Origin of the sequence: Pseudomonas trivialis, from assembly GCF_036864995.1 — a bacterium.
In the GTDB taxonomy this organism is placed as follows: Bacteria; Pseudomonadota; Gammaproteobacteria; order Pseudomonadales; family Pseudomonadaceae; genus Aquipseudomonas; species Aquipseudomonas trivialis.
This window is the reverse complement of sequence record NZ_CP142151.1, coordinates 1,521,373-1,547,752: the sequence shown is the minus strand read 5'-3', so window position 1 is coordinate 1,547,752 and position 26,380 is coordinate 1,521,373. Positions and strand designations below refer to the sequence as shown.

Here is a 26,380-nt window from a genome sequence, read left to right as displayed (position 1 = left end):
AGCCGGCAGTTGTGGTGAGCATCACGCCTGGTTTTCCTGATCGGTGAACAAATCGCTGAACAACATGCTCGACAGGTAACGCTCACCGGAGTCCGGCAGGATCACCACGATGGTCTTGCCCTGCATCTCCGGTTTCTCGGCCAGACGCACGGCCACCGCCATCGCCGCGCCACAGGAGATACCGCAGAGGATGCCCTCCTCCTGCATCAGGCGCCGAGCCATGGCCTTGGACTCGTCGTCGGTCACCAGCTCCACGCGGTCAACCATCGACAGGTCGAGGTTTTTGGGCACGAAACCGGCGCCGATCCCCTGGATCTTGTGCGGGCTCGGCTTGATCTCCTCACCGGCCAGCGCCTGGGTGATCACCGGCGACGCCATCGGTTCGACCGCCACCGACAGGATCGGCTTGCCCGCCGTGTGCTTGATGTAGCGCGACACACCGGTGATGGTGCCGCCGGTACCCACACCCGCCACCAGCACGTCCACCGCGCCGTCGGTGTCGTTCCAGATTTCCGGGCCGGTGGTTTTTTCGTGAATGGCAGGGTTGGCCGGGTTTTCGAACTGGGCCGGCATGAAGTAGGTGACCGGGTCGCCGGCGACGATTTCAGCGGCCTTGTCGATGGCACCTTTCATGCCTTTGGCCGGTTCGGTCAGCACCAGTTCGGCGCCCAGGGCCTTGAGCACCTTGCGCCGCTCAATGCTCATGGACGCCGGCATGGTCAGCAGCAGTTTGTAGCCACGGGCAGCAGCGACGAAGGCCAGACCAATACCGGTGTTGCCGGAGGTGGGTTCGACAATGGTCATGCCCGGCTTGAGTTTGCCGCTGCCTTCGGCGTCCCAGATCATGTTGGCACCAATGCGGCACTTCACCGAATAGCCCGGGTTGCGCCCCTCGATCTTCGCCAGGATGGTCACGCCGCGCGGCGCAATGCGGTTGATCTGAACAAGAGGCGTGTTACCGATGGAGTGCGCGTTATCTGCAAAAATGCGGCTCATGACGGGTCCCTGGGGCAATGTGAACAAGGCCACAAGGGTATGCCTCAGGCTTTGAGGCGTCCAGTCGGCGGAACGTTGCGCCTGCTGCGGCAGTCCACACCCTATCTGCACGGAGGAGCCTTTCATGAAACGTCGCTACAGCTGGCCACTTTGGACCGTCGCCGCACTGGTGGTTTTCCTGGTGGCACTGAACATCGCCCTGCCCTATCTGGTGCGCAATTACCTGAACGAAAAGCTCGCCAACATGGGCGACTACCGTGGCGAGATTGCCGATGTGGACCTCGCCCTGTGGCGCGGCGCCTACCGGATCAACGGCCTGCAGATCGTCAAGGTGGACGGCAAGGTGCCGGTGCCCTTCGTCAATGCGCCATTGATCGAGTTCGCGGTGAGCTGGCATTCGCTGTGGTATGACCATGCGGTAGTCGCCGAGGGGCATTTTGTGCGTCCGGAAATCAACTTCGTCGACGGCGGTGCCAACAAGGCCGCGTCCCAGACCGGTAAAGGCACCGACTGGCAGGAACAACTGAGCAAGCTGCTGCCGATCACCCTCAACGAAATGCGCATCGAAGACGGCAAGATCGCGTTCCACAACTTCACCTCCAAGCCAAAGGTCAATATCAACGCCACCGGGGTCAACGCCAGTTTCTACAACCTGACCAACGTGGTGGACGTGGAAGGCAAGCGCGACGCACGCTTTGAAGGCAAGGCGCTGCTGCAAGGCCAGGCACCTCTGGAAGCCAACGCCACTTTTGACCCGCTGAGTGATTTCGAAGAATTCGAGTTCCGCTTCCGTGCCCGCGACCTGCAACTGACGCGCATGAATGACTTTGCCTCGGCCTATGGCAAGTTCGACTTCAAGGCCGGCACCGGCGATGTAGTGATCGAAGCCCAGGCCGAGAAAGGCCAGCTGCGCGGCTATATAAAGCCGCTGTTGCGCGATGTGGAAGTGTTCGACTGGCAGCAGGATGTCGAAAACAAGGACAAGAATATCTTCCGTTCGATCTGGGAAGCCGTGGTCGGCGCCAGCGAGACGGTGCTCAAGAACCAGCGCAAAAACCAGTTCGCCACCCGCGTGGAATTGAGCGGCAGCGTGCATCAGCAGAATGTCAGCGCATTTGGCGCGGTCATCGCGATCCTGCGCAACGGCTTCATCCAGGCCTTCAATGCCCGTTACGAACAACCCAAGCCCAGCGCCGATTAAAACTGTGGGAAGGGGCTTGCTCCCGATGGCGGTGTGTCAGTTTATACATCCATGACTGAACCAACGCTATCGGGGGCAAGCCCCTCCCACATTGATTGCATTGGCCGGGAATGAACGTGACCGTCCATTCAGAGACTGAATAACCCGTCTGCGTTCACAGTCGCCGGGGCCGCGCGGTATAGTCCGGGCATTGATGAATCCGAGGACACACCGATGAAGTTCGAAGGCACCCAGGCCTATGTGGCTACCGATGACCTGAAACTGGCCGTCAACGCCGCCATCACCCTGGAGCGGCCGCTGCTGGTCAAGGGCGAACCGGGCACCGGCAAGACCATGCTCGCCGAACAGCTGGCCGAATCCTTCGGCGCCCGGCTGATCACCTGGCATATCAAGTCCACCACCAAGGCCCACCAGGGCCTCTACGAGTACGACGCGGTCAGCCGCCTGCGCGACTCGCAGTTGGGCGTGGACAAGGTGCACGACGTACGCAACTACCTGAAGAAAGGCAAGCTGTGGGAGGCCTTCGAGGCCGAAGAACGGGTGATCCTGCTGATCGATGAAATCGACAAGGCCGATATCGAATTCCCCAACGACCTGTTGCAGGAACTCGACAAGATGGAGTTCTACGTCTACGAAATCGACGAGACCATCAAGGCGAAGAAACGCCCGATCATCATCATTACCTCCAACAACGAAAAAGAGCTGCCGGACGCGTTCCTGCGCCGCTGCTTCTTCCACTACATTGCCTTCCCCGACCGCACCACCCTGCAGAAAATCGTCGATGTGCACTACCCCGACATCAAGAAAGACCTGGTCAGCGAAGCGCTGGACGTGTTCTTCGACGTGCGCAAAGTACCTGGCCTGAAGAAGAAGCCGTCCACCTCCGAACTGGTCGACTGGCTCAAGCTGCTGATGGCCGACAACATCGGCGAAGCGGTGCTGCGCGAGCGCGACCCAACCAAGGCCATTCCGCCGCTGGCGGGCGCGCTGGTCAAGAACGAGCAGGACGTGCAGTTGCTGGAACGGCTGGCGTTCATGAGCCGTCGCGGTAATCGCTGATGCTGCTCAACCTGTTCAATGAAATGCGCGCCGCCAAGGTGCCGGTGTCGGTGCGCGAACTGCTTGACCTGATCAACGCGCTCAAACAGCGCGTCACCTTCGCCGACATGGACGAGTTCTACTATCTGGCGCGGGCGATTCTGGTCAAGGATGAGCGGCATTTCGACAAGTTCGACCGCGCCTTCGGGGCCTACTTCAACGGCCTGGAAAAACTCGACGATCACCTGCAGGCGCTGATCCCCGAGGACTGGCTGCGCAAGGAGTTCGAACGCTCGCTGAGCGATGAGGAACGCGCGCAGATCCAGTCCCTCGGCGGCCTCGACAAGCTGATCGAGGAATTCAAGAAACGTCTGGAAGAACAGAAGGAACGCCACGCCGGCGGCAACAAGTGGATCGGCACCGGCGGCACCAGCCCGTTCGGTTCCGGCGGCTACAACCCGGAAGGCATACGCGTGGGCGATGCCGGCGAGCGCAAGGGCAAGGCCGTGAAGGTGTGGGACCAGCGCGAGTACAAGAACCTCGACGATCAGGTCGAGCTGGGCACGCGCAACATCAAGGTTGCCCTGCGCCGCCTGCGTAAATTCGCGCGCCAGGGTGCGGCCGAAGAGCTGGACATCGACGGCACCATCGACCACACCGCACGCGACGCCGGCCTGCTGAATATCCAGATGCGCCCGGAACGGCGCAACACCATCAAGCTGTTGCTGCTGTTCGATATCGGCGGCTCGATGGACGCCCATGTGAAGATCTGCGAAGAGCTGTTCTCCGCATGCAAGACCGAGTTCAAACACCTGGAGTACTTCTACTTCCACAACTTCGTGTACGAATCGGTGTGGAAGAACAACCAGCGCCGCACCTCGGAGCGCACCTCAACCCAGGACCTGCTGCACAAGTACGGCGCCGATTACAAAGTGATCTTTATCGGCGATGCGTCAATGGCGCCCTATGAAATCACCCAGGCCGGCGGCAGCGTCGAACACTGGAACGAGGAGCCGGGCTATGTGTGGATGCAGCGCTTCATGGCCAAGTACAAGAAGCTGATCTGGATCAATCCGTACCCGAAGGACACCTGGGGCTATACGGCGTCGACGGGAATTGTGCGCGAGTTGGTGGAAGATCAGATGTACCCGCTGACGTTGCGCGGGCTGGAAGAAGGCATGCGCTTTCTATCCAAATAACGGTGGGAGTCCCCACTACCTCTTCGACGTAGCGCTGTCGCGCAGCAAACTGGGGCCTCTGTGGCGAGCGGGCTTGCCCCGTGTTGAGGGGCGCAGCGCCCCCAATCAAGGAAAACGCGGTGTACCTGACCCTGCCCGGAGCACGGCTTTGGGGCTGCTGCGCAGCCCAACGCAGGACAAGCCTGCTCGCCACAGGAAACTGGCTGCCTGAAATTTCAGGTTTTAAATCAAAAAGTTATTTTGTGTTTGATAAGAGGGGGCTGGCTCCCACAGTGGACCGAGCCGCTATTTAAAGGCCTTTGAGGTCACGCTCTTCAATCGGACGGCTCTGGCGCAGACGCTTGCCGCCCAACACCACCCAGTCGATCAGGCGGAACAGGCATTCGATGCCGAACGACAACAGCATCGCCCCACCCAACCCCCAGCCCATCGCTTCGGGGGTCAACAGGATCTGGTAACTGTAGCCATTCCAGGTCTCCCGACGAATGTCCGGGTCGGCGGCCACCGCCACCTGCAGGGCGCGGATGTACCAAGGGCCTTGCATGGCCTGGAACTGCTTGTCCAACGCAAGCTGGCGGTCAAGCATGGCCCCCAGGCTGTTGGCGTCGCTCTGGAACACCGGGTCATCACTGGCGCGGTAATGGGCCACCAGCGCCTGCAAGTCGCCCTTGAAAAACTGCTGCGCGGTGGTCTCGAACCCGCGCAGGCCGGTCTGTGCCTCGATCAGGTGGGCTTCGACGCGCTTGGCATAGTCGTTGATGAACCCCGGTACTTGCACGCCGACCAACAGGCCAATGGCAAACAGCACCAACCGCAGATAGCTGAGCAACATGGTCGATATCCTTACTCGGTAACGCCCTGGCTGACGCATTCACCGCGTCGCCACAGGCTCCATTGGCCCGGTTCGTAGCGGGTCCAGTTTTCGTTGTCGGTCAACGGTTCGGTGGCAATCACCGTCACCACGTCATTGGGCGTGGTTTCGGCCTGGAAATCGACGATCACGTCAACATCCTTCAAGCGCGCCGGGCCAAAGGGCGCGCGTCGGGTGATCTGCGCCAATTTAGTCGTGCAATAGCAAAACAGCCAGTCGCCGTCGCTGAGCAGGCAGTTGAATACGCCCTTGCTGCGGTATTCGGTGCAGGCGGCGATCAGGTCGGGCAGCACCTGCTCGATGTCTACCGGTTCCGGGAAGGCTTCGCGCACACGGTTGAGCAGATCGCAGAAGGCCGCTTCGCTGTCGGTGTCGCCCACCGGGCGGTAAAAGGTGGCGCGCGGGTTGAACTGCGCCAGTTGGCCGTTGTGGGCAAAGCACCAGTTGCGACCCCACAGTTCGCGCACGAACGGGTGAGTGTTGGCCAGGCTGACCTTGCCGACATTGGCCTGGCGGATATGCCCGATCACCACTTCGCTCTTGATGGGATAGCGCTGCACCAGCAGCGCGACTTCCGACTCGCTGCTCGCCGCCGGGTCCTGGAACAGGCGCAGGCCACGGCCTTCGTAAAAGGCGATGCCCCAACCGTCGCGGTGCGGGCCGGTGCGCCCGCCGCGCTGCATCAGCCCGGTAAAGCTGAACACGATATCGGTGGGGACGTTGGCACTCATGCCCAATAATTCACACATGCCAGGGCTCTCGCTGCAACGTTAAAGGCGCGGTTCGACCCGCGTGCCGCTGGCGGGTGCCGGACGGTGGAAAGGCTCGTCGTCTTCAGCCGGCTCCTGGGCCAGCGCCGCATCGAACGCGGCCTTGCGCTCGCGGCGCGCATTGGCGGCGCGCTCGATGGGCCAGCGGATCAACACAATGACGATATACACAGCGAAGACGATCATCGTGTACATGAACAAATCGGAAATCGCCCGCCAGGCGTTGTTGCCGACCTTGAGCACCAAGTCCAGCGCGGTAATGGCCACGGCCGGCGCGAACTGGGTCTTGACCGGGTCGACGATGGTCGGGCTGAACAGCAGCACCGCCATCAGCAATTGCAGCGGCTCGCGCAGCCAGCGCCAGATCCAGCGGGTCATGCGCCACCACACCAACAGGCAGCCCAATGCGGCGAAGGCGTAAAGGCCCCAGGCAATCAGATAATCGTTCTCGGTCATGGTGTCCATGGCAAGGCTGGCAAAGAGGCGGCTATGATAACGGCTTTTGCGCGTCGCGGCTGCAATGCCTGCCACCGTCCGCCAGACAGAGAGTGATCCATGCCCCTATCCAATGCCCCGATCGCCCGCAAGGCCCCAGGCCCAGACCCGTACGCCTGGTTGCAGGAGCGCGACAACGCAGACGTCCTCGACTACCTCAAGGCCGAAAACGCCTGGCAGCAAGCCCAGCTCGCCGACCAGCAGGCGCTGCGCGACACGCTGTTCGAGGAAATCAAAGGCCGCATCCTCGAGACCGACCTGTCGCTGCCCTCCCCGTGGGGCCCGTATCTGTATTACACGCGCACCACCGCCGGCGACGAATACGCCCGCCACTACCGCTGCCGCCGCCCCGTCGACGACAGCAATCAGGTGGATGAGGCCAGCGAAGAACTGCTGCTGGACCCGAACGCCTTGGCTGGCGGCGGCTTTTTCTCGCTGGGCGCCTTCAGCATCAGCCCCGACCACCAGCGTCTGGCCTACAGCCTCGACACCAGCGGTGAAGAGATCTACACCCTGTTCGTCAAGGAATTGTCCTCGGGCAAGGTCAGCGAACTGGAGTTCCAGGACTGCGACGGCAGCATGACCTGGGCCAATGACAGCCTCACCCTGTTTTTTGGCGAGCTGGACGACACCCATCGCCCGCACAAGCTGTATCGCTACCGCCTGGACGGCACGGCGGCGCAGGAAGTGTTCCACGAACCCGACGGACGTTTCTTCCTGCACTGCTACCGTTCCAGTTCCGAGCGCCAGTTGCTGCTGGCCCTGGGCAGCAAGACCACCAGCGAAATCTGGGCACTGGACGCAGGCCAGCCGCACCTGGACTTCACCTGCCTGGCGCCTCGCGTCGAAGACCATGAATACGATGTCGACCACGGCCAGCTTGACGGTGAGTGGACCTGGTTTATCCGCAGCAACCGCGACGGCATCAATTACGCATTGTTTGTGGCTGCAGACAACGGCACGGTGCCCGGCGAGGCCGACTGGCACACGCTGATCCCCCACAGTGACGAGGTGATGCTCGACGGCGTGAGCCTGAATGCCCGCGCCATGACCCTGAGCCTGCGCATCGGCGGCCTGCCGGTGATCGAAGTGCACGCCGAGGGCGTGCCGGCCTATCGCGTGGAGTTACCCGACGCCGCCTACAGCCTCTACGTACAGAACAGCCTGGAATTCCCCAGCGACCGGATCCGCCTGCGCTACGAAGCGCTGAACCGCCCGGCCCAGGTGCGTCAGCTGGAGCTGGCCAGCGGCGCGCAACAGGTACTCAAGGAAACCCCGGTACTCGGCGCATTCAATGCCGATGACTACGTCAGCCAGCGCCTGTGGGCCACCTCGGCCGACGGCACTCAGGTGCCGATCAGCCTGGTTATCAAGCGCGACCAACTGGGCAAGCCGACCCCGCTGTACCTCTACGGTTACGGCGCCTACGGCCAGAGCCTCGACCCGTGGTTCTCCCACGCGCGCCTGAGCCTGCTGGACCGTGGCGTGGCGTTCGCCATTGCCCACGTGCGCGGCGGCGGCGAGTTGGGTGAAGCCTGGTACCGCAACGGCAAGCAGGCCCACAAGCAGAACACCTTCAGCGACTTCATCGCCTGCGCCGAGCACCTGATTGCCGAGGGCCTGACCACCTCCCGGCAACTGGCGATCAGCGGCGGCAGTGCCGGCGGCCTGTTGATCGGCGCGGTGCTCAACCAGCGCCCGGCGCTGTTCCAGGCGGCGATTGCCGAAGTGCCGTTTGTGGATGTGCTCAACACCATGCTCGACCCGGAGCTGCCGCTGACCATCACCGAGTACGACGAATGGGGTAACCCCGAAGAGCCCGAGGTGTATGCGCGCATCAAGGCGTATGCGCCCTACGAAAACGTCAGCGCCCAGGCCTACCCGGCGCTGCTGGTGATCGCCGGCTACAACGACAGCCGCGTGCAGTACTGGGAAGCCGCCAAATGGGTCGCCAAGCTGCGCGACACCGCCACCTCCGACAACCTGCTGCTGCTCAAGACCGAACTGGGTGCCGGCCACGGCGGGATGAGCGGTCGCTACCAGGGGCTACGCGATGTGGCGCTGGAATACGCGTTTGTGTTCAAGGCGCTGGCACTCGACGCTTAACCACCGGGGGTCTTCGGTTTGCTGTCGTTCTGCTGCAGGCCAGGCACCGTCTGGTCCTTGGGCGGCGTCGGCAACACGATCGGCACCAGCGCCGGCGAGCCGTCGGCGTTGGCTTTGGGCAACGCCGGCGGCGTCACCTGCGGGTACAGCGTCGGCGTCGGAGTGCCCGGCGCGCCTGGGCTTGGCGCGGGGGCGGCCGGTACGCTCTGCACCTCCTGCGCCTGCGCGGCACCCAATGTGAGCGCGCCGAGCACAATGACCGTTAGAATGCTGCACTTCATCGATGGCTCCATGGCCTGACCGGAATGCCTCAAGGCTACTCCCAACCGCGCAAGAATGCCCTTCCCAATGAGATTTCCATGAAACGTTTCATTCTGCTCGACACCACCCCGATCCCCGACAACGGCGGCGCCCTGTGCCTGTTCGAATACGGCGAGGATTTTGTCATCAAGATCCAGGGCGGTGACGGCGGCCAGCTGATGAACACCCGCATGCACGGCTCCGAGGACGCCCTGGCGGAAATTCCCTGCCGCAAGGTGGCCGGGCGCCCGGGTTCACGGGTATTGATTGGCGGGCTGGGCATGGGTTTCACCCTGGCTTCGGCGCTCAAGCACCTGGGCAAGACCGCCGAAGTGGTGGTGGCCGAGCTGGTGCCCGGCGTGGTGGAGTGGAACCGCGGCCCGCTGGGCGAAAAATCCGGCCGCCCGTTGCTGGACCCGCGCACCGTGATCCGCCTGGAAGACGTGGCCAAGGTGCTGCAGGCCGAGCCTCAGGGCTTTGATGCGATCATGCTCGACGTCGACAACGGCCCCGAAGGCCTCACGCAAAAAGCCAACAGCTGGCTCTACTCCGCCGGCGGCCTGGCCGCCTGTGCCAAGGCACTGCGGCCCAAGGGCGTGCTGGCCGTGTGGTCGGCCAGCGCCGACAGGCTGTTCAGCGACAAACTGCGCAAGGCCGGCTTCAAGGCCGAGGAAGTGCAGGTATTTGCCCATGGCAACAAAGGCACCCGGCACACCATCTGGATCGCCGAAAAACTGAAAGCCTGATACCAGACACCGCAAATCCCCTGTGGGAGGGGCTTGCTCCCGATAGCGGTAGCTCAGTCACCGATATGTTGACTGACACACTGCTATCGGGAGCAAGCCCCTCCCACATTTCTGATCTGTTTCAGCGCAGGGATTTGCGGTAGTCAAAGATGTACGGCACTTTATTGTCGAAGGTTTTCTCCAGCGCCTTGCGATCCAGCTCGCTCATGCCGCCCAGTTGATGGGCGGTAAACCCGCTGTCACCCACCTTCGAGCCTGGCGCCAGGCTGACCATGCGTTTGGCAACGGCTTCGATGGCGTCCTTGTAGCCGCCTTGGCTGTCCAGGTTGTACTGGCCCAGATCAATCTGCGTGCGCAGCCAGTCGCCCCAGTAAAACTCCAGAAATTCCGGGGCAATCCCGCCATCGTCCGGCTTGCCATAGGCGGCCTTGCGGGTGAAGTACACCAGGCTGCGAAAGGTGTCGTCCTGCAGGTGCTTGAAACCCAGATGCGCCGGCAACTGCTCAGGCGCCAGGGTCCGGCCCTGACTGTCCTTGAGCCAGACTTTGCGCGCTGCCGCCATGCGCTGCCAGAACGTTTTCATGTCTGGGCTGTTGCTGAAATCGTCGGTCACCCGGACCCACATTTTCAAGCGCGCCCCGCCGCCGGGCACTTCCCACAGCGTGGTGAAGCTGTGGTGACCGTCGGTCAGGTACAACTGGCCACCGGGGCCTACCACGACGGTTTTCATCTCATCCGGGTGAGCACCTACCGGATCCTCGCAGGTAAAGCTGTCGGGGTGATGCAGGTCGGCCTTTTTCGGCACCTTTTTCGCTTCGCCCTGGCCATTGGTTTCGCAGTACTCGTCAAAGACCTTGGCCGGTTTGGCAGCGAACAGCCCCAGGCTGTAATAGATCTGGTCAAAACCCACCACGGCCTGAGTGGGATGCAGTTGCTCGAGGGCCACTTCGATCACCTGCCCAGGCCTGGGCGCAGAAAGGGCGTGGGCATGGGCAGTCACCCCACACAGCAGCAATGCAGCAATCCATGAATGCAGACGCATGAAGTTGAATCCTTATGGCTAAAGTGAAGCGGTTATTTAGCGCGCGAGCGGCTAGAATCCACGGTATCCGTGAACCATCAAACAGCCAGGAGCCATGATGAGCTCGACCAACCCGCCCTCCCACACCGCCAAGCTGGACCGCATTCTCGCCGATGCCCAGCGCGACCGGGAAATGGGCTATCGCGACAAAGCCCTGAAAATGTACCCCCACGTGTGCGGCCGCTGCGCCCGTGAGTTCGCCGGCAAACGCCTGAGCGAACTGACCGTACACCACCGCAACCATAACCATGATGACAATCCTCAGGATGGCTCCAACTGGGAATTGCTGTGCCTGTATTGCCATGACAACGAGCACTCGCGCTACACCGACCAGCAGTATTTCGGCGAAGGCTCCACCAGCAGCCCGACGATTGCCAAGGCCACGCACAACCCGTTTGCGGCGTTGGCGGGGTTGATGAAGAAAGACAGCTGAACATCGTCATCGCCTGAACCGGCCTCATCGGGGGCAAGCCCCCTCCCACACTGAAATGCAGTCCAACGGTGGGAGGGGCTTGCCCCCGATAGCGATCGTACAAGCGTTGCATCACTTCAAGGCCGTATAATCGCGCCTTTTCGTCAAGGCACCCTTCCCCGTGGGCAATAAACGCTACAGCTGCATCGGTCTGTATAACCCCAAATCCCCCGAAAACGTCGGCTCGGTGATGCGCGCCGCCGGTTGCTACGGCGTGGCCTCGGTGTTCTACACCGGCGTGCGTTACGAGCGTGCGCGGGATTTCATCACCGACACCAAGAAGGTCCACCACGACATCCCGCTGATCGGCATCGATGACCTGAAGAAAATCCTGCCCCTGGGCTGCATCCCGGTTGCCGTGGAGCTGGTGGAAGGCGCCCGCCCGCTGCCCGAATACACCCATCCCGACCGCGCGCTGTATATCTTCGGCCCGGAAGACGGCTCGCTGGATAAAGAGATCCGCGACTGGTGCGAAGACGTGGTGTACATCCCGACCACTGGCTGCATGAACCTTGCCGCCACCGTCAATGTGGTGCTCTACGACCGCCTGGCCAAGGGCAACAACACCCGCTCGGGGCCCAAGTACTGATTTTTCGGGAACATCCGGCGCCGGTCAGCAGTCAGCTATTTACACTAGCCCTTGTTGGAGACGGATCATGAGTGACAGCACACACCTGCGACCTATCATCGAGCACCTGCAACCCGCCCCGCAGCATGAGCAAAACGTGCACGGCTGGGAACGCATCGGCTCGGTGGCCGGCGGTTTCATCATGCTGGGCAAAGGCCTGCGCCGTGGTGGCGTGTTCGGCCTGATCCAGGTGGCAATCGGCGGCGTGGCGCTCAAGCGCGGCTTTACCGGCCACAGTTCGTTCAAGGACAAGCTGGAGCAGGGTCGTCAGGAGATGAACAGCCTGCGCACCAAGATTGAACGGGCCGGCGCAGAGCTGAACAACCTCAAGACCAAAGCCGAAGTGGCCGCCGAGAAAGCGGTAAAAACCACCGGCTGATCAGGCTTCCAAGCCTGTTGAACATCCAAATGTGGGAGGGGCTTGCCACCGATGTCAGTGTGTCAGTCAAGACATCAGTGACTGAACCACCGCCATCGGGAGCAAGCCCCCTCCCACATTTGTCCTGTGTGTGTGCTTCCAGATCAGTGCAGTAATTTGGAATCGAGCACCGTTGATGGCTCACCGATAATGCTTTCAGCCAACTGCACAAATCGCGCCGTGTTCACGCTGTCCGCCCGCATCACCGCCTGCGCCAGATCATCCAGGGACCGCTTGTTATGGGTCTTCACGCGGATCTCGCGATCCAGTTCCTGAAGCACCAGCACCGCCCGCGCCACCGTGGCGCCGCTGACGTGCTCGCCGCGCAGACTGGTCACGTCCTTGCCTTGCTTGCCCAACCGCGCCTGAATCGCTGCGTAGCGCTCATCGGTAATGCCGCCGGCACGGCGTATCAGCTCAATCGCATAAAATTCGCCGAACCCTTCGCTGATCCAGTCGCTGGTGTCGTGGTCATTGAAGCGCCCGATGGCCTGCACCACTTCACGCAGCAACGGGCTGCTGCCGCTCTCACTCACCAGCGGCGTGCGGCTGTTGAGGTAGATCGAGTCGCGCGCCGCAAACGCGCCACGGCGCATCGGGTCGCTGGCGCCCACCACCAGCAGCTTGGCCGGGTGACGCGGGAACGCGGCCTCCACCTGTGGCCAGACGAAGGTCAGCAAGGTCAGCACATCCATGCGGCGCATGGCCTGGCCTTTGGGCGAGGCCACGGTGACGTCGGTGTCCCCCAGGCGCACGCGGCGGCTGCCGAGGGTGCCGGCGAGCATCCAGCCGGTGGGCCGGTCGAACAGGCGCGACACATTGTCGATGCGGAATTTGTGCTTGCCGATGCGCGGCCAGGCGGTCTCGACGCTTTTCCAGCCGGGCGGCAGCTCGAACACCAGGCGCGAGACCAATTCGACACCGTCCTGCTGGTCCAGGTGCGCGGTCGGCACCAGGTCTTCACCGCGAAACAGCGCCCAGCTCGGCGTCATCCGCGCTTCATAGGTGCCCGGCTTGCGCGCATGGCTCAGGCGCACGCGGTAAGTGAGGTTGGCCTTGTCCGCTTCGGGTTGCCACAGCCCCCGGTTGCCGGTGATCTTCCACTGGCCGTCGGCTTTGAAGTCGCTGTAGTCGCCCGCGTGGCCCAGGTCGAAATTCAGGCTGCGCACCGCCGCGCCGTGGGACAGGCTCACGCGCACTTCGGCCTGATCGCTCTGGGGCAGCAGCTTGACGTGATAGTCCAGGTCGACCTTCTTCGCACACCAGGCCGAGCTGCTCATTGTCAGCAGCGTCAGGGCGGCGGCCAGCTTGATCACTTCCCTCATACCCACTCCTGGTTCAGCCCGCGCGGAAAATCAGGTAATCCTCCCAGTCATCCTCGGGCACGCTGCCTTCGCTAAGCATGCGCCCGGACTGGGAAATGCGTTCGTGGTGTACGGCGTCGCGGTCGCCGCAGACTAGGTGGTGCCACAACGGCAGGTCCTTGCGCTCGCTGACCAGCCGGTAGCCACAGGTGGGCGGCAGCCATTTGAATTGGTCGGCCTGGCCGGGCGTGAGCTGGATGCAATCGGGCACCGAAGCCCTGCGGTTGGGGTAATCGGTGCATTGGCAAGTGTTCAGGTCGAGCAGTTTGCAGGCGATGCGCGTGTAATAGACGCTGTTGTCGTCTTCATCTTCAAGCTTTTGCAGGCAGCACAGGCCGCAGCCGTCGCACAACGACTCCCATTCTTCCTGGTCGAGGTGTTCAAGGGTTTTGCGTATCCAGAAGGGTTCGACTTTGGCGGCCATGGCTCTGCATCGGTATCGGTAGGTGAAAAGGCCGCCAGTCTAGTGCCCAAGCCGTGTGGAACCAAGCGCTGGCGACTGGCGGTGTTGCAAGACTAATAACCGCGTTCGAAGTCCACTTCACCGCGCAGGGCTTCCCGGGCCTGATAGGCGCGCAGGTTCTGCACAAACAAATCCACCATCATCGGCGGCGAGGTCGGCGCCGAGCTGTGCCCGGTCAGCAGCAGGCCCCACGCGGTCCAGAACGGATGGCGTTGCGGCAGCGGCTCCTGGCGACACACATCGATCACCGCGCCGGCCAGGTGCCCTTCTTTCAGCGCCTCGACCAGGTCGGCGTCGACCACCGCCACGCCGCGCCCGACGTTCATGAACACGCCCGTCGGCTTGAACTGCTTGAACAGCGCCGCGTTATACAGGTCGTGGGTTTCCGGCGTGTTGGGCAGCAGGTTGATCACGTAGTCCGCCTCCCCCACCAACCGCTCCAGTTGATCAAGCGCGGCCACTTCAACGAACGGTGCCTGCTCCCGCGCGGTGCTGGCGATGCCGTACAGCTTCACGCCGAACGGCACCAGGAACTCGGCAACACGCTGGCCGATATCACCGGTGCCGACGATCAGCGCCGTGCGCCCCGCCAGGCTCTGGCCGGTGCGATTGTCCCACTTGCGCTCCACCTGGCTGACCAGACGTGCCAGCACTTCACGCTCGTGGCCCAGCATATAGGTGAGCACGAACTCGGCCATGACCTGGCCAAAGATGCCCACCGCACGGGTCAGGCGATAGCCGCGCGGCAGGCCGTCGGCCAGCAGCGGCGTGATGCCGGCCCAGGTCGATTGCAGCCACTGCGGCTGATGCCCCTGGCGCAGCAGGGTCGCCAGCAGGTCTGGCTGGCCCAGCCATACCGGGCAATCGGCGGCCAGGCGCGAGAGTTCGGCCGAGTCGCCGCTGGTCAGCACCTCAAGGTCCGGCGCGGCGTCGCGCAGCAGTTGGGCGTAGAGCGGGTGATCCTGTTCAGCAATCAGAACACGCATGGTTAAAACCTTTCAAAAACAGTGCAGACGGCCGCCCGCATCCTTGCGGCCACCGCCCACTCATTACGATTGCGTTGAAGAAAGTGCCCCGGGCAGGACACCCACCGATCACATCGGGTCGTTGCGGCGCAGCAGCTCTTCGGGCAAGTGTTCGATGTACTCGTCCTCGGCCGGCGGCATTTGCAGGTGGTAGCCCTGCTTGTCGAGGTTTTCCAGGACCACCAGGATGTCTTCGCGCGACAGTTTGCGCTCCGGGGTCAGCACCATGTCGAAGGCGTGGTGCGGCTTGCCGAAGGCGACCATCAGAGGCTCGGGCACGCGCTCGAGGGCATCGCTCTTGAGCACGTAGAGGTACATGCCGTCTTTTTTCAGGCTGCGGTAGATGGAGCAAATACGTTTCAAGGCTGTTCTCCGGCAGAAGCCAGGCTGTCGAGCAGCGCCTGGCCCATCAACGCGCGGCGCCAGCCACGCAGCGAGTCGGGCAATGTATAAGGCCCATCGGGGTAGCCACTCTTGACCAGGGCTTCGAGGGTTTTCTTGCGCAGCATCAGCTCCGGCGCCATGTCCAGGCGCTCGGCTTCGGCCTGGCCGAGGGCGCGCAATTGCTTGATCAGCGTGGCGGCGTCCACCGGCAACGGCTCGGCCACGGCCGGTGGCCATTGGTCCATGGGCACGCTGGCGGCGCGCTTGATCAGGTCGAGCAGGAACGGACCGTCCTGGCGCACGGTGCGCGGGTGCATGTCTTCGATCTTGCCCAGCGCGACCAGATTGTCCGGCTGGGATTTGGCCAACGGCCACAGCGAGTGTTCGCGGATGATGCGGTTGCGCGGCAAGTCGCGGGCCCGCGCCTGCTGCTCGCGCCAGGCGCACAGTTCACGTAGCACGGCCAGTTGCGCGCGGGACAGTTTCCACGCCAGCTTGGCATCGCGGTACAGCTCGTAGGGGTCGATCTCGCGGCGCAGGTTGGCCACCAGTTCGGCGCCGTCTTCCAGCACCCAGGCGTATTTATCGTCGGACAACTGCGGACGCAGGCGGATGTAGACCTCGGCCAGGTGCACCGCATCTTCGGCGGCGTAGCTCACCTGCGTGTCCGACAACGGCCGCTGCAGCCAGTCCGAGCGGGTCTCGCCCTTGGGCAGTTCGATATCGAGCACGGCCTGCACCAGGCGCGAATAGCCCATGGAGAAACCGAGGTTCAGGTAGGCGGCCGCCAACTGGGTGTCGAACAACGGCACCGGCAGGCTGCCGGTCAGGCGCAGCAATACTTCAAGGTCTTCGCTGCAGGCATGCACCACCTTGATCACCGCCGGATTTTCCAGCAGCGCGGCCAGGGGTTGCCAGTTGTCGATGGTCAGGGGGTCGATCAGGTAAGCGCGTACGCCATCACCGATCTGGATCAGCCCGGCGATGGGATAAAAGGTGTCGACCCGCATGAATTCGGTGTCGAGGGCGACGAATGGCAACTGCTGCCATTCGGCGCAATGCTGGCCGAGGCTATCGTTGTCGCAGATCCAGTGAATATCGATGGCCACACGGCTCTCCCTTGAAGAATGGCGCGCAGTATATATCGCGAAAGGGCCTTGCGAGCATTCGCAGTGCACAGGCAATCATGAAAACTCGGACAGGCACTGAAGAATAGTCCGACAGGCGGGAGTTATCCCCTCTTACGCAGCACGTAAACCCGCCACAGCCGGGAGCCCGGCATGAATTCCTGATGTTTCAGGATCTTGAAGCCCGCCTGGCGAAATTCGCTTTCCACAAAGGTGCGTGAGGATACGGAAACAATCACGGTGTCGCGGCTGACCCGGTGAAACTCGCGCAGCAGCGCCAGCCGCCCTTCTGCGCTGGGCACATGGCGAAACAACTCCAGGCAGAAAATGCAGTCCACCGCGTTCGCCGACAAGCCGATGGAAAACGCCGACCCCTGAAAGGTCTTGACCCGCTTGAGCAACGCCGCCGGGTGGTGGGTAAGCGCGTGGTCGAGCATGTCCTGGGAGTTGTCCGAGGCGAGGATCACACGGTTGATGTGTTCGCCCAGCACCGGCCAGAATCGACCCGAACCGCAGGCCAGGTCGAGGATCAGGCCCGGCTCGCCGGCCACTTTCAGGGCCTGGCGCACCAGCCATTCGTCGCGCCACATCGCCAGGCGCCGCCGCAGCCTGGGCGGGCGCGGGTCGCCGCAGACCCGAGCGTGCTCCTGGTCATAGCGCTGGGCGAAGTCAATCTCGATGGAGGATGGAGGTTGTGGCGACATCATGGGCTCATCAGGGTGGAACGGGAGTGAACGACCTTGGTGGGCAGCTTAACCAGTGCAACGTGAAAAAAAGGTTGAAAGCCGCAAGCGTCGCGTCAATGCTCGCGCCTATAAAAAAACTGCCCCAAGGACCCGCCCCCATGAAAGCTTCCCTGGCCCTGTGTGTACTGGCGTGCTCGGCAACCACCGCGCTGGCCGACCCCGCCCCGTCACGCCTCGATGAGGTGATCCAGCGCGGCACCCTCAACGTGTGCACCACCGGCGACTACAAGCCCTACAGCTCGTTGCGCGCCGACGGCAGCTATGAAGGCATCGACATTGCCATGGCCGAGTCGCTGGCTCAGAGCCTCAATGCGAAGATCAACTGGGTGCCCACCACCTGGAAAACCCTGATGCCGGATTTTCTCGCGCAACGCTGCGACATCGCCGTGGGCGGTATTTCGGTGTCGCTGGAGCGCCAGAAAAAAGCCTTCTTCAGCGAATCCCTCGGCGTCGACGGCAAGATCCCGCTGGTGCGGTGCGCCGATGTGCAGCGCTACCAGACCGTGGAGCAGATCAACCAGCCGCAGGTGCGGGTGATCGAACCGGCAGGCGGCACCAACGAGGTGTTCGCCCGCGCCCACCTGGGCCAGGCGCAGATCCGCCTGCATGACAACGTGACGATTTTTGACGAACTGCTGGCCGGCAAGGCCGACGTGATGATCACCGACGCCAGCGAGGCGCGCTACCAGCAAAAGCTCAAGCCCGGGCTGTGTGCGGTCAACCCCGAGCGCCAGATGCAATACAGCCAGAAAGCCTTTTTGCTGCCGCGCGATGATGTGGCGTGGAAAAGCTATGTCGACCAGTGGCTGCACCTGAGCGTGGCGACCGGGGTGTACGACGGTATCGTCAACCAATGGCTGGCGGCGCCCTGAGCCAAGTCGGTCTACGCTGCTGTCACATCAATAATAATGAGGGATGAAACATGAAGGCATTGCTGCGAATCACCTGGCTGCTGCTGATCTGCGCCAGCCAGGTGCATGCCGCGACGGCGCAGGAAGAAGACGCCGAGGCGGCCAAGGCGTTGCTGCAAAAAGCCCTGGCCTACTATCAGAGCAATGGTGACAAGGCCCTTGCGGCATTCAGCCGCCAAGGGGAGTTTGTCGACCACGACCGTTATGTGTTCGTGGTCGACACTCAGGGCGTACTGCTGGCCAGTGGCGGCCCGTCCTCGGCCTTGATTGGCCGTGATGTGTCCGAAGTGCTGGGCCCGCAGTTGCGCCAGTCGTTCAAGGACGCGCTCAAGGTGCCGGAAAACCAGGGCGTGCAGCAGGCCGACTACCGCTGGCAGAACTGGAACGATGGCAAGGTCGAGCACAAGCATGTGTTTTACCAGCGGGTGGGCGAGCGCATTCTGGCGGTCGGCTATTACCTGCCACGGGCCACCCCGGAGCAGGCGCGGGCGCTGCGCAACAAGGCGGTGAACGCGCTGGTGAAGGATGAAGCGGGCACGCTGAAGTCGATCAACTCGTTGCAGGGCGGGTTCCTGCAGGACGACCTCTATGTGTTCGTGGTCGACCTCAATACCCGGCGCTACGTGGCCCATGGCACCACTCTGCGGATGATCAACACCGACTTCAGCAAGGTCAAGGACCCGGACGGCAGGCCAGTGGGCGAGCCCATTCTCAAAATAATGACCGAGCAGGACCAGGGCGAATACAAATACCGCTGGCAGAACCCGGTGACCGGCAAGGTCGAGAACAAGCATGCCTATGTGCGCAAGAGCGGGCACTTCATGGTGGCGGTGGGTTATTACAGCCCATGACCCGGCGCTGAAATGCAGTTCCTTGTGGGAGGGGGCTTTCCCGATGGCGGTGTGTCAGGCACAGGTGCTTTAACTGAAGCACTGCTATCGGGAGCAAGCCCCCTCCCGCATGTGGATCTTTGCTGGTCAGTCAGTCGGCTTTGTCTTCGCGGCCGCGCAGCACATGATTGGGCATCGCAATGGCCGCCGCCAGGCCCAGCAGCGACACCGCCGCACTCACCATCAGCAAATGCCGGAACGTCACCGCCAGCTCCGCGCGCAGGGCGTCCTGCGCGGGGCCGGGGGCGGCGTTGAGGCCATCGAGCAGCACGCTGCCGGAACTGCCTTCGGCCGCCAGTGCGCCACTGGCCATGTGGGCGAAGCTGGAATCCTGCAACAGCGCCAGCAGCAGCGCCGACATGCAGGCCACACCCACCGCCCCGCCCAGGGAGCGGAACAGGTTGGTGGTGCTGGTGGCCACGCCAATGTCGCGTTGCGCCACCGAATTCTGCGTGCCCACCAGTGAAGTAGGAAACTGCATGCCGGCCGCGATCCCGCACAGCACCATGAACAACGCCGTCAGCCCGACCGCCTGGGGCGCGCTCAAGGCCATGCCGAGGATCGCCAGGGGGCTCAAGAGCGCACCGCTGAGGATCATCGGTTTGTAGCGACCGGTCACCGAGGTCAGACGCCCGGCACAATAAGCGCCCATCGGCAGGCCCATCGCCAGCGGCAACAGGTGCAGGGCCGCGCTGTCGGCGCCGGAACCGGTCACGGTCTGGTAACGCAGGGGCATCAGCACGGTCAGGGAAATCGCCTGGAAGCTGGTGATGAAAATCGTGCACCAGCACAGCACCGCGCTGCGGTTGGCGAACAGGTGCATCGGCAACAGCGGCTCGCGGGCGCGGCGCTCGTGCCACACGAACACCGACAGCGCCACCAGCGCACAGGCCAGCAGGCCCAGCACCTCCGGGTCACGCATGGCATGGCCCTGGCCGATTTCGGTGATGCCCAGCAGCAACGCGGTGAGGCCGATGATCATCAACACAGTGCCCAGGTAATCGATGATCGGTTTGCGCTGCGGCGCCGGCAGCCCGCGCAGGGTGCGATGGGCCACGTACCAGGCGCCGGCGCCCAATGGCAGGTTGATCAGGAACACCCAGCGCCACGACAGGTACTCGGTCATCAGGCCGCCCAGCACCGGGCCGGCCACGCTGGCCACCGCATACATGCTGCTGAAGTAGCCCTGGTAGCGCCCACGCTCGCGGGGCGCAATGATGTCGCCGATGATCGCCTGGCTCACCGAGATCATGCCGCCGGCGCCGATGCCCTGAAGAATCCGCGCCAGCACCAGTTGCTCCATGCTTTGCGCCATGCCACAGAACAACGACGCCACGGTGAACAGGCCCATGCCGATCAGCATCATCGGGCGGCGCCCGTACAGGTCGCCGAGCTTGCCGTAGATCGGCACCGCCACCGTCATCGCCACCATGTAGCCGGAGATGACCCAGGCCAGCAGGTCGACGTCGTGGAACCGCGCGGAAATGGCCGGCATCGACACGGCGACGATGGTCTGGTCGAGCGCGCCGAGAAAGATTGCCAGCATCAACGCGATGAGGATGCTGCGCACGGCGGGAACCGGGGGAACGGGCTGATTGAGCTGAGTCACGGCAGAACCTTCGAGCAGGGCCCGCAGGAAAAACGGCCTGCGGGAATGCTCGATACGATAGCAGGCTATTCGATAGCCTCGTAAGGAAGTCCGACGTAATTTTCCGCGATGGTCTGGCGGCCCGCGCGGGAGTGGATGAAGTAGTCCAGTTCACTCTCGGCGATGCGTTGGGTGAAGCTGTCAGCCTCGGGAAACTGGTGCAGCATCGAGGTCATCCACCAGGAAAACCGCTCGGCTTTCCACACCCGGCGCAGGCAGATGGCCGAGTATTGCTCCAACAGGTCGACGCGCCCTTCGCCATACACCTTAAGCAGAATACGATACAGCGTGCTCACGTCGCTGGCCGCCAGGTTCAGGCCCTTGGCGCCGGTGGGCGGCACGATGTGCGCGGCGTCGCCCAGCAGGAACAGGCGGCCGTACTGCATCGGTTCGACCACGAAGCTGCGCAGCGGCGCGACGCTTTTTTCGAGGGACGGCCCGGTAATCAACGTTTCCGCCAGCTCAGCAGGCAGGCGTTTTTTCAATTCGGCCCAGAATCGCTCGTCCGACCAGTCGCTGACCGGCTCGTCAGCAGGAACTTGCAGGTAATAACGGCTGCGCGTTGGCGAGCGCATGCTGCACAGCGCAAAACCTCGCGGGTGCCTTGCATACACCAGCTCCGGGTGCACTGGTGGCGTGTCGCAGAGCATGCCCAGCCAGCCGAACGGATACACCCGTTCGAACACCTGCAGCGATTCGGCCGGGATCGATTGCCGCGCCACCCCGTGAAAACCGTCGCAACCGGCGATGTAGTCGCAGTCCAGACGATACATCTGGCCCTGATGCTCGAAGCTCAGCCAGGGTCGCTCGGTTTTCAGGTCATGGGGCTGCACGTCGCGCGCCTCGTAAAGCGTGGTGGCGCCGACCGCAGCTCGGGCCGCCATGAGGTCGCGGGTGACTTCGGTCTGGCCGTAGACCATCACCGACTGGCCGCCCGTGAGCGCCTTGAGGTCGATATGGGTCAGCCGGCCATTGAGCGCCAGTTCGAAACCATCGTGCACCAGGCCCTCGGCGTCCATGCGTTGGCTCACGCCAGCCTCGCGCAGCAGGTCGACCATGCCTTGTTCCAACACCCCGGCACGGATGCGGTCCTGTACGTATTCGGCACTTTGGCGCTCAAGAATAAGGGTCTGGATACCGGCGTTGTGCAGCAACTGGCCAAGCAGCAATCCCGAAGGACCGGCGCCAATGATGGCGACTTGGGTTTTCAGCGTCTTCATTATTTTTATCGCCCGCAAGGTCCACCTCGAACGGATCGGGTGAAAGCGTTGTCATTGATCGTGCTGCTGACATTTTTCACTTGAGTGGCCGCCACAAGAAGGTGAAAACTGCGCCAAAGGCTGCGCTTTTTACCAATCGGGGCGATTACCGCCCCACTCTCCCGAGTATCGGATTGAACCCATGAGCCAAACCGCGATTCCAGTCTTCAAGCTGTACGGGGAAAGCCAGCAGTGGCCTACCCCCGATTTGCTGCACTGCGAAACCATTTCGCGACGTAGTCGGGAATACCAGTGGGAGATCCAGCCCCATCGGCACGCGGATCTGTGCCAGCTGCTCTATGTGCACAAAGGCCAGGCACAACTGGAAATCGAAGGTCAGCGCAGCACCCTCAGCGAAGCGAGCCTGCAGGTGCTGCCGCCGTTGTGTGTGCACGGGTTTCGGTTTGCCGAGGATGTGGAAGGTTACGTGGTGACTTTGTCCGCGCCGCTGATCAGCCATTTGCAGGGGCAGCTGGGCGCGACGGTCGACGGCTTGCAGACCCTGGGCAGCTACCCGGCCGGCAAGGACAGCGACTACCTCAACAGCCTGTTCGTGCGCCTGCAGGACGAATACGTAAACGACCAACCGGCCCGCGACATGATGATGCACGCCGTGGTCAGCGTGCTGCTGGTGTGGGTCAGCCGCCAGGCCATCCAGCGGCGCCACCCGCGTACGCCGCGTGGGCGCGAATATTTTCGGCGCTTTACGCAGTTGGTCGAGCAGCATTACCGCGAGCATCCCAGGATCGAGGACCTGGCCCACAAGCTGGGCATCTCGGTGTCACACCTGAACGGCACCTGCCGCGAACTGGGTGGGCAGCCGGCGCTGCAGATCATGCACGACCGCCAGTTGCTGGAGGCCAAGCGCCTGCTGACCTATACCAGCATGACGATCAACGAGATGTCGGACGTGCTGGGGTTTTCCGACCCGACCAACTTCTCGCGACTGTTTCGTCGCCGGGTGGGGTTTTCGCCGAAGGCGTTTCGCGAGCAACTCAAGTCGGATTGACTTGGCCAGGTTGGATCTTCGGTGCCTCGCGATCAGCGCAAGGCACTGAAACTGCCGGTGTGCGGCACGCATTGATCCTGGTGGCAGGTGATCGCAAAACTTGGCTGCATGCGCGTTTGCTCGACGCGGTAGGCCGCGGTGCCGTACAGCGCGCTCGCCAGGGCGCAAAGGGCGAAAATCGTCAGGTACTTTCTGGTTTTGAGGGTCATGGCACAGACCTCTGGATGACTGTTTAAAGCATAGGTCAGCCAGGGCGAGTTGCCATTATTGGGCGATATTCAAACCGTTTATGTCGACTTACAGACCGATGTCCCAGATCGGCTCTTCCGGAAACCTTTCCACCAGAAAATCCAGCAGGCTGCGCAGCGCCGACGGCATGTGTTTGCGCGAGGCGTACACCGCGTAAATGTTCATTTGCCGGGGCTCGGCCTCGGGCAGCAGGCGCACCAGCTCACCGCGACGAATGTAATCGCCAGCCTGATAGCTGGGCAGCATTGCCACCCCTGCCCCGGCCAGCGTCACCCGCAGCAGAGTGCTGGCCTCGTTGGAGGTGATCGTGCCCGTGATGGGCACCGAGACGTGCTCACCCCCTTCCTCGAAATGCCACAGGCTTTTGCCGAAATAGGAGTGAGTCAGGCAGTTGTGCCGGGCCAGGTCTTCGACTTTTTGCGGTACCGGGTGCTCAAGCAGATAGGCCGGCGTGGCGCACACCACCGAGCGGCAGACGGTGAGGCGCCGGGCGATTAGGTTGGGGTCCAGGTCATTGCTGGTGCGGATGGCCAGGTCGATGCGCTCGTCCACCAGGTTCACCGTGCGGTCGAGCATTTGCAGGTCGACGGTCACCAGGGGGTAGCGCTTGACGTAGGCGGCGATGGCGTCGGCCAATTGCGCCTGGCCGAACGAGGTGCTCACGCTCAGCCGCAATAGCCCGCGCGGCGCGTCATCCGGCGTGCCGACGGCGGCCTGCATGTCGCTGCACAGTTCCAGCAATTGCCGGCAGCGCGGCAGGGTTTCACTGCCTGCAGCGGTGAGGCTGAGCTTGCGCGTGGTGCGATGCAGCAGACGCGCGCCGACGAAGTCCTCGAATTCGGCCAGGTAGCGCGACACCACCGGGCGCGAGAGGTCCAGGTGATCGGCGGCAGCCGACTGGCTGCCCAGCTCCACCACGCTCACAAACACGCGCATTGCCTGAAGACGATCCATGATCTGCCCACTTTTAGAAACAAACTATGTCCCAGCATGGCATTTTTTGTGACGTTTCAGGCAACTAAGCTGTGCGCATCCCTTATCGAATGCAGGAGCTGCCCGATGTTCTCAACCCTCAAGCGCTTGACCCTGGCAACCGCCGCCCTGGCCTTTGCCGCCCACGCGGCGGCGGCCGAGTTGAAACTCGACGTGTACAACCCCGGTGAAGCGGCGATTTTCCCGGTGAGTTCGGTGCTGGTCAGCGGCGCCAAAGACGCGATTCTGGTGGACGCCCAATTCGGCAAGGGCCAGGCCGAACAGTTGGTGCAGAAGATCCGTGCCAGCGGCAAGCACCTGACCACCATCTACATCAGCCACGGTGACCCGGATTACTACTTCGGCCTGGATACCCTAACCGCCGCATTCCCCGACGCCAAGGTGCTGGCGCCGCAGCCGGTGGTCGACCATATCAAGGCGACCGTGGCCGGCAAGCTGGCGTTCTGGGGCCCGAAAATGGGCGCCGACAAACCAGACAAAACCATCGTGCCGCAGGTGCTTGAGGGCAATAGCCTGACGCTTGAGGGCGAGGCACTGCAGGTGATCGGCCTCGACGGCCCGCAGCCGGACCGCAGTTTTGTGTGGATTCCGTCGATCAAGGCTGTGGTGGGCGGGGTGGTCGTCTCCGAAAACATTCACCTGTGGATGGCCGACACCCAGGGCGCGCAATCCCACAAGGATTGGCTGACCACCCTGCAGCGCATTCAGGACCTGAAGCCGCACACCGTGGTCCCGGGCCATTATCTGGGGACGCCATCGCCCGCCTCCGTGGCCTTTACCGCTGACTACATCAAGGCATTCGACCTCGAAACCGCCAAGGCCAAGGATTCCACCGGCCTGATCGCGGCGATGAAAAAACGTTACCCCGACCTCGCCGACGAAAGCTCGCTGGAACTGAGCGCCAAAGTCGCCAAGGGCGAAATGAAGTGGTGAAGCGTTTCAATCCTTAACCGAACTGGAGAACATCATGAGCAAGATCGCAATCATCGGGGCCACTGGCCGTGCGGGCAGTCAATTGCTGGAAGAGGCGCTGCGGCGCGGGCACAGCGTGGTGGCTATTGCGCGCAATACCGAAAAACTCGCCGCGCAGCCAGGCGTCACCGTCAAACAAGTGGACGCACTCGACGCACACGCCTTGCAACAGGCCGTCAGCGGCAGCGACATAGTGATCAGCGCCGCGCACTTCGCCACCCTGCCCGCCAGCGCCGTGATCGGGCCGGTGAAACAGGCCGGGGTGCAACGCCTGCTGGTGGTCGGCGGCGCGGGTTCGCTGCTGCTGCCGGACGGTGGACGGGTGATCGATAGCGCCGGTTTCCCTGAGGAATACCGCGCCGAAGCCAGTGCAGGAGCTGAGTTTCTGGAAGCGCTGCGCCAGGAGAAGGAGCTGGACTGGACCTTTTTGTCGCCATCGGCCGAATTCGTGGAGGCTGAGCGTACAGGTACATTCCGCCTGGGTCAGGATGAGTTGCTGGTCAGTGCCGAGGGACGCAGCTGGATCAGCTTCGCTGACTACGCCATTGCACTGATCGATGAAGTGGAAACCCCAAGGCACTCGCGCCAACGCTTCACCGTCGGCTACTGATACACCGCGGTTAAAAATGTGGGAGCGGGCTTGCTCCTGATGGCGGCGGGTCAGTTTAGACTTCTTGGGCTGACACACCGCTATCGGGAGCAAGCCCCCTCCCACACTTTGATTGGCTGTGGCTCAGTCAGCATTTTTTCAATGGCACTGGCGCACCACTTCACCGTCTGCCACTGACACAACGCAGGCAAAAATGTGGGAGGGGGCTTGCTCCCGATGGCGGTGGGTCAGTTTAGACTTCTTGGGCTGACACACCGCTATCGGGAGCAAGCCCCCTCCCACACTTTGATTGGCGGTGGGTCAGTCAGCATTTTTTCAATGGCACTGGCGCACCACTTCACCGTCTGCCACTGACACAACGCAGGCAAAAATGTGGGAGGGGGCTTGCTCCCGATGGCGGTGGGCCAGT

At 62.6% G+C, this 26,380-nt stretch carries 29 protein-coding genes; 13 read left to right on the top strand and 16 right to left on the bottom strand.

Annotated features, from left to right (window positions below; all coding sequences use genetic code 11):
• Window positions 1-21: 21 nt before the first annotated feature.
• A complete protein-coding gene (gene cysK / locus VRB54_RS06900; protein ID WP_338480084.1) occupies window positions 22-996 on the bottom strand; it encodes a cysteine synthase A in 975 nt (324 codons plus the stop codon).
• 124 nt (window positions 997-1,120) lie between these two features.
• Here cysK and VRB54_RS06895 point away from each other — a divergent pair, with 124 nt between their 5' ends.
• The 3 genes from VRB54_RS06895 to VRB54_RS06885 all read left to right on the top strand — a co-directional run bounded on the left by VRB54_RS06895 (window position 1,121) and on the right by VRB54_RS06885 (window position 4,434).
• A complete protein-coding gene (locus VRB54_RS06895) occupies window positions 1,121-2,197 on the top strand; it encodes a DUF748 domain-containing protein (RefSeq protein ID WP_338480083.1) in 1,077 nt (358 codons plus the stop codon).
• A gap of 213 nt (window positions 2,198-2,410) precedes the next feature.
• Window positions 2,411-3,256 carry an AAA family ATPase gene (locus VRB54_RS06890; RefSeq protein ID WP_209990058.1) on the top strand — a complete coding sequence of 282 codons (846 nt, stop codon included), beginning with the start codon at window positions 2,411-2,413 and terminating at the stop codon, window positions 3,254-3,256.
• The gene (locus tag VRB54_RS06885) at window positions 3,256-4,434 is read left to right on the top strand and encodes a vWA domain-containing protein (protein WP_057009545.1); all 1,179 of its coding nucleotides are present in this window, start codon (window positions 3,256-3,258) and stop codon (window positions 4,432-4,434) included. The genes VRB54_RS06890 and VRB54_RS06885 overlap by 1 nt, the downstream gene beginning before the upstream one ends.
• 289 nt (window positions 4,435-4,723) lie before the next feature.
• On the opposite strand, the gene VRB54_RS06880 is transcribed toward VRB54_RS06885, so the two are convergent.
• From VRB54_RS06880 to VRB54_RS06870, 3 genes are read right to left on the bottom strand one after another with little or no spacing between them, the layout of a single operon-like run.
• A complete protein-coding gene (locus VRB54_RS06880; RefSeq protein WP_057009544.1) occupies window positions 4,724-5,266 on the bottom strand; it encodes a DUF2937 family protein in 543 nt (180 codons plus the stop codon).
• 11 nt (window positions 5,267-5,277) lie between these two features.
• The gene (locus VRB54_RS06875) at window positions 5,278-6,054 is read right to left on the bottom strand and encodes a class II glutamine amidotransferase (protein WP_003234016.1); all 777 of its coding nucleotides are present in this window, start codon (window positions 6,052-6,054) and stop codon (window positions 5,278-5,280) included.
• A 21-nt stretch (window positions 6,055-6,075) separates the two neighbouring features.
• Window positions 6,076-6,606, bottom strand: coding sequence for a hypothetical protein (locus VRB54_RS06870; protein ID WP_057009543.1), 531 nt, complete (start codon window positions 6,604-6,606; stop codon window positions 6,076-6,078).
• Between the two features lie 24 nt (window positions 6,607-6,630).
• Between VRB54_RS06870 and VRB54_RS06865 the strand changes: the two genes are divergently transcribed.
• Window positions 6,631-8,676 carry a S9 family peptidase gene (locus VRB54_RS06865; protein WP_338480081.1) on the top strand — a complete coding sequence of 682 codons (2,046 nt, stop codon included), beginning with the start codon at window positions 6,631-6,633 and terminating at the stop codon, window positions 8,674-8,676.
• Here VRB54_RS06865 and VRB54_RS06860 read toward each other — a convergent pair.
• Entirely contained in the window at window positions 8,673-8,957 is a 285-nt protein-coding gene (locus VRB54_RS06860; RefSeq protein WP_338480080.1) for a hypothetical protein, read from the bottom strand. The two genes, VRB54_RS06865 and VRB54_RS06860, sit on opposite strands and share 4 nt — an antisense overlap.
• Before the next feature lie 78 nt (window positions 8,958-9,035).
• Between VRB54_RS06860 and VRB54_RS06855 the strand changes: the two genes are divergently transcribed.
• Entirely contained in the window at window positions 9,036-9,722 is a 687-nt protein-coding gene (locus VRB54_RS06855) for a spermidine synthase (protein ID WP_057009540.1), read from the top strand.
• 121 nt (window positions 9,723-9,843) lie between these two features.
• Here VRB54_RS06855 and VRB54_RS06850 read toward each other — a convergent pair whose 3' ends face one another.
• A complete protein-coding gene (locus tag VRB54_RS06850) occupies window positions 9,844-10,764 on the bottom strand; it encodes a ParB/Srx family N-terminal domain-containing protein (RefSeq protein ID WP_338480079.1) in 921 nt (306 codons plus the stop codon).
• Between the two features lie 97 nt (window positions 10,765-10,861).
• Between VRB54_RS06850 and VRB54_RS06845 the strand changes: the two genes are divergently transcribed.
• From VRB54_RS06845 to VRB54_RS06835, 3 genes are all read left to right on the top strand, one after another.
• Window positions 10,862-11,236 carry a YajD family HNH nuclease gene (locus VRB54_RS06845; RefSeq protein WP_003172528.1) on the top strand — a complete coding sequence of 125 codons (375 nt, stop codon included), beginning with the start codon at window positions 10,862-10,864 and terminating at the stop codon, window positions 11,234-11,236.
• A gap of 160 nt (window positions 11,237-11,396) precedes the next feature.
• Window positions 11,397-11,864 carry an RNA methyltransferase gene (locus VRB54_RS06840; RefSeq protein WP_003189607.1) on the top strand — a complete coding sequence of 156 codons (468 nt, stop codon included), beginning with the start codon at window positions 11,397-11,399 and terminating at the stop codon, window positions 11,862-11,864.
• Between the two features lie 67 nt (window positions 11,865-11,931).
• The gene (locus tag VRB54_RS06835; protein WP_338480077.1) at window positions 11,932-12,282 is read left to right on the top strand and encodes a DUF2892 domain-containing protein; all 351 of its coding nucleotides are present in this window, start codon (window positions 11,932-11,934) and stop codon (window positions 12,280-12,282) included.
• A gap of 143 nt (window positions 12,283-12,425) precedes the next feature.
• Here VRB54_RS06835 and VRB54_RS06830 read toward each other — a convergent pair whose 3' ends face one another.
• From VRB54_RS06830 to VRB54_RS06805, 6 genes are all read right to left on the bottom strand, one after another.
• Window positions 12,426-13,646, bottom strand: a complete 1,221-nt coding sequence (locus VRB54_RS06830; protein ID WP_338480076.1) for a hypothetical protein — start codon at window positions 13,644-13,646, stop codon at window positions 12,426-12,428.
• Between the two features lie 13 nt (window positions 13,647-13,659).
• Window positions 13,660-14,109, bottom strand: coding sequence for a YcgN family cysteine cluster protein (locus tag VRB54_RS06825; protein WP_209990028.1), 450 nt, complete (start codon window positions 14,107-14,109; stop codon window positions 13,660-13,662).
• 92 nt (window positions 14,110-14,201) lie between these two features.
• Window positions 14,202-15,134 (bottom strand): D-2-hydroxyacid dehydrogenase, encoded by a 933-nt coding sequence (locus tag VRB54_RS06820; protein ID WP_338480074.1) that lies wholly within the window; start codon window positions 15,132-15,134, stop codon window positions 14,202-14,204.
• Between the two features lie 108 nt (window positions 15,135-15,242).
• A complete protein-coding gene (locus VRB54_RS06815) occupies window positions 15,243-15,536 on the bottom strand; it encodes a YcgL domain-containing protein (RefSeq protein WP_053136663.1) in 294 nt (97 codons plus the stop codon).
• Window positions 15,533-16,666: a ribonuclease D gene (gene rnd / locus VRB54_RS06810; protein WP_003233994.1), complete on the bottom strand. Its 1,134-nt coding sequence runs from the start codon at window positions 16,664-16,666 to the stop codon at window positions 15,533-15,535. Before rnd ends, VRB54_RS06815 begins: the two co-directional genes overlap by 4 nt.
• 122 nt (window positions 16,667-16,788) lie before the next feature.
• Window positions 16,789-17,388, bottom strand: coding sequence for a class I SAM-dependent methyltransferase (locus VRB54_RS06805; protein ID WP_338480072.1), 600 nt, complete (start codon window positions 17,386-17,388; stop codon window positions 16,789-16,791).
• Between the two features lie 140 nt (window positions 17,389-17,528).
• Between VRB54_RS06805 and VRB54_RS06800 the strand changes: the two genes are divergently transcribed.
• Together VRB54_RS06800 and VRB54_RS06795 are read left to right on the top strand one after the other, a co-directional pair.
• On the top strand, window positions 17,529-18,302 hold the full coding sequence (locus VRB54_RS06800) for a transporter substrate-binding domain-containing protein (protein ID WP_338480071.1): 774 nt from the start codon (window positions 17,529-17,531) through the stop codon (window positions 18,300-18,302).
• 50 nt (window positions 18,303-18,352) lie between these two features.
• Window positions 18,353-19,192 carry a cache domain-containing protein gene (locus tag VRB54_RS06795; RefSeq protein WP_338480070.1) on the top strand — a complete coding sequence of 280 codons (840 nt, stop codon included), beginning with the start codon at window positions 18,353-18,355 and terminating at the stop codon, window positions 19,190-19,192.
• Between the two features lie 130 nt (window positions 19,193-19,322).
• Here the strand turns inward: VRB54_RS06795 and VRB54_RS06790 are convergent, their stop codons facing one another.
• The gene (locus tag VRB54_RS06790; protein WP_338480068.1) at window positions 19,323-20,840 is read right to left on the bottom strand and encodes an MDR family MFS transporter; all 1,518 of its coding nucleotides are present in this window, start codon (window positions 20,838-20,840) and stop codon (window positions 19,323-19,325) included.
• Between the two features lie 65 nt (window positions 20,841-20,905).
• A complete protein-coding gene (gene pobA, locus VRB54_RS06785) occupies window positions 20,906-22,090 on the bottom strand; it encodes a 4-hydroxybenzoate 3-monooxygenase (RefSeq protein ID WP_338481064.1) in 1,185 nt (394 codons plus the stop codon).
• Window positions 22,091-22,280: 190 nt separating this feature from the next.
• Between pobA and VRB54_RS06780 the strand changes: the two genes are divergently transcribed.
• Window positions 22,281-23,147, top strand: coding sequence for a helix-turn-helix domain-containing protein (locus VRB54_RS06780; protein WP_338480066.1), 867 nt, complete (start codon window positions 22,281-22,283; stop codon window positions 23,145-23,147).
• A 32-nt stretch (window positions 23,148-23,179) separates the two neighbouring features.
• Here the strand turns inward: VRB54_RS06780 and VRB54_RS06775 are convergent, their stop codons facing one another.
• Window positions 23,180-23,356 carry a hypothetical protein gene (locus VRB54_RS06775; RefSeq protein ID WP_003233987.1) on the bottom strand — a complete coding sequence of 59 codons (177 nt, stop codon included), beginning with the start codon at window positions 23,354-23,356 and terminating at the stop codon, window positions 23,180-23,182.
• Between the two features lie 88 nt (window positions 23,357-23,444).
• Window positions 23,445-24,350: a LysR family transcriptional regulator gene (locus VRB54_RS06770; protein WP_338480065.1), complete on the bottom strand. Its 906-nt coding sequence runs from the start codon at window positions 24,348-24,350 to the stop codon at window positions 23,445-23,447.
• 105 nt (window positions 24,351-24,455) lie between these two features.
• Between VRB54_RS06770 and VRB54_RS06765 the strand changes: the two genes are divergently transcribed.
• Together VRB54_RS06765 and VRB54_RS06760 are read left to right on the top strand one after the other, a co-directional pair.
• Window positions 24,456-25,322 carry an MBL fold metallo-hydrolase gene (locus VRB54_RS06765; RefSeq protein WP_338480064.1) on the top strand — a complete coding sequence of 289 codons (867 nt, stop codon included), beginning with the start codon at window positions 24,456-24,458 and terminating at the stop codon, window positions 25,320-25,322.
• Window positions 25,323-25,356: 34 nt separating this feature from the next.
• Window positions 25,357-25,971, top strand: a complete 615-nt coding sequence (locus VRB54_RS06760) for an NAD(P)-dependent oxidoreductase (protein WP_338480063.1) — start codon at window positions 25,357-25,359, stop codon at window positions 25,969-25,971.
• Window positions 25,972-26,380 lie beyond the last annotated feature (409 nt).

What these genes read in the sequence shown, in the direction of transcription:
- VRB54_RS06775 (WP_003233987.1), bottom strand. Translation starts at nt 23,356, where the DNA reads ATGACCCTCAAAACCAGAAAGTACCTGACGATTTTCGCCCTTTGCGCC.
- cysK (WP_338480084.1), bottom strand. Translation starts at nt 996, where the DNA reads ATGAGCCGCATTTTTGCAGATAACGCGCACTCCATCGGTAACACGCCT.
- VRB54_RS06865 (WP_338480081.1), top strand. Translation starts at nt 6,631, where the DNA reads ATGCCCCTATCCAATGCCCCGATCGCCCGCAAGGCCCCAGGCCCAGAC.
- VRB54_RS06850 (WP_338480079.1), bottom strand. Translation starts at nt 10,764, where the DNA reads ATGCGTCTGCATTCATGGATTGCTGCATTGCTGCTGTGTGGGGTGACT.
- VRB54_RS06795 (WP_338480070.1), top strand. Translation starts at nt 18,353, where the DNA reads ATGAAGGCATTGCTGCGAATCACCTGGCTGCTGCTGATCTGCGCCAGC.
- VRB54_RS06880 (WP_057009544.1), bottom strand. Translation starts at nt 5,266, where the DNA reads ATGTTGCTCAGCTATCTGCGGTTGGTGCTGTTTGCCATTGGCCTGTTG.
- VRB54_RS06860 (WP_338480080.1), bottom strand. Translation starts at nt 8,957, where the DNA reads ATGAAGTGCAGCATTCTAACGGTCATTGTGCTCGGCGCGCTCACATTG.
- VRB54_RS06820 (WP_338480074.1), bottom strand. Translation starts at nt 15,134, where the DNA reads ATGCGTGTTCTGATTGCTGAACAGGATCACCCGCTCTACGCCCAACTG.
- VRB54_RS06780 (WP_338480066.1), top strand. Translation starts at nt 22,281, where the DNA reads ATGAGCCAAACCGCGATTCCAGTCTTCAAGCTGTACGGGGAAAGCCAG.
- VRB54_RS06885 (WP_057009545.1), top strand. Translation starts at nt 3,256, where the DNA reads ATGCTGCTCAACCTGTTCAATGAAATGCGCGCCGCCAAGGTGCCGGTG.
- VRB54_RS06805 (WP_338480072.1), bottom strand. Translation starts at nt 17,388, where the DNA reads ATGTCGCCACAACCTCCATCCTCCATCGAGATTGACTTCGCCCAGCGC.
- VRB54_RS06770 (WP_338480065.1), bottom strand. Translation starts at nt 24,350, where the DNA reads ATGGATCGTCTTCAGGCAATGCGCGTGTTTGTGAGCGTGGTGGAGCTG.
- VRB54_RS06825 (WP_209990028.1), bottom strand. Translation starts at nt 14,109, where the DNA reads ATGGCCGCCAAAGTCGAACCCTTCTGGATACGCAAAACCCTTGAACAC.
- VRB54_RS06835 (WP_338480077.1), top strand. Translation starts at nt 11,932, where the DNA reads ATGAGTGACAGCACACACCTGCGACCTATCATCGAGCACCTGCAACCC.
- VRB54_RS06760 (WP_338480063.1), top strand. Translation starts at nt 25,357, where the DNA reads ATGAGCAAGATCGCAATCATCGGGGCCACTGGCCGTGCGGGCAGTCAA.
- VRB54_RS06800 (WP_338480071.1), top strand. Translation starts at nt 17,529, where the DNA reads ATGAAAGCTTCCCTGGCCCTGTGTGTACTGGCGTGCTCGGCAACCACC.
- VRB54_RS06830 (WP_338480076.1), bottom strand. Translation starts at nt 13,646, where the DNA reads ATGAGGGAAGTGATCAAGCTGGCCGCCGCCCTGACGCTGCTGACAATG.
- VRB54_RS06845 (WP_003172528.1), top strand. Translation starts at nt 10,862, where the DNA reads ATGAGCTCGACCAACCCGCCCTCCCACACCGCCAAGCTGGACCGCATT.
- VRB54_RS06875 (WP_003234016.1), bottom strand. Translation starts at nt 6,054, where the DNA reads ATGTGTGAATTATTGGGCATGAGTGCCAACGTCCCCACCGATATCGTG.
- VRB54_RS06855 (WP_057009540.1), top strand. Translation starts at nt 9,036, where the DNA reads ATGAAACGTTTCATTCTGCTCGACACCACCCCGATCCCCGACAACGGC.
- VRB54_RS06890 (WP_209990058.1), top strand. Translation starts at nt 2,411, where the DNA reads ATGAAGTTCGAAGGCACCCAGGCCTATGTGGCTACCGATGACCTGAAA.
- VRB54_RS06895 (WP_338480083.1), top strand. Translation starts at nt 1,121, where the DNA reads ATGAAACGTCGCTACAGCTGGCCACTTTGGACCGTCGCCGCACTGGTG.
- VRB54_RS06765 (WP_338480064.1), top strand. Translation starts at nt 24,456, where the DNA reads ATGTTCTCAACCCTCAAGCGCTTGACCCTGGCAACCGCCGCCCTGGCC.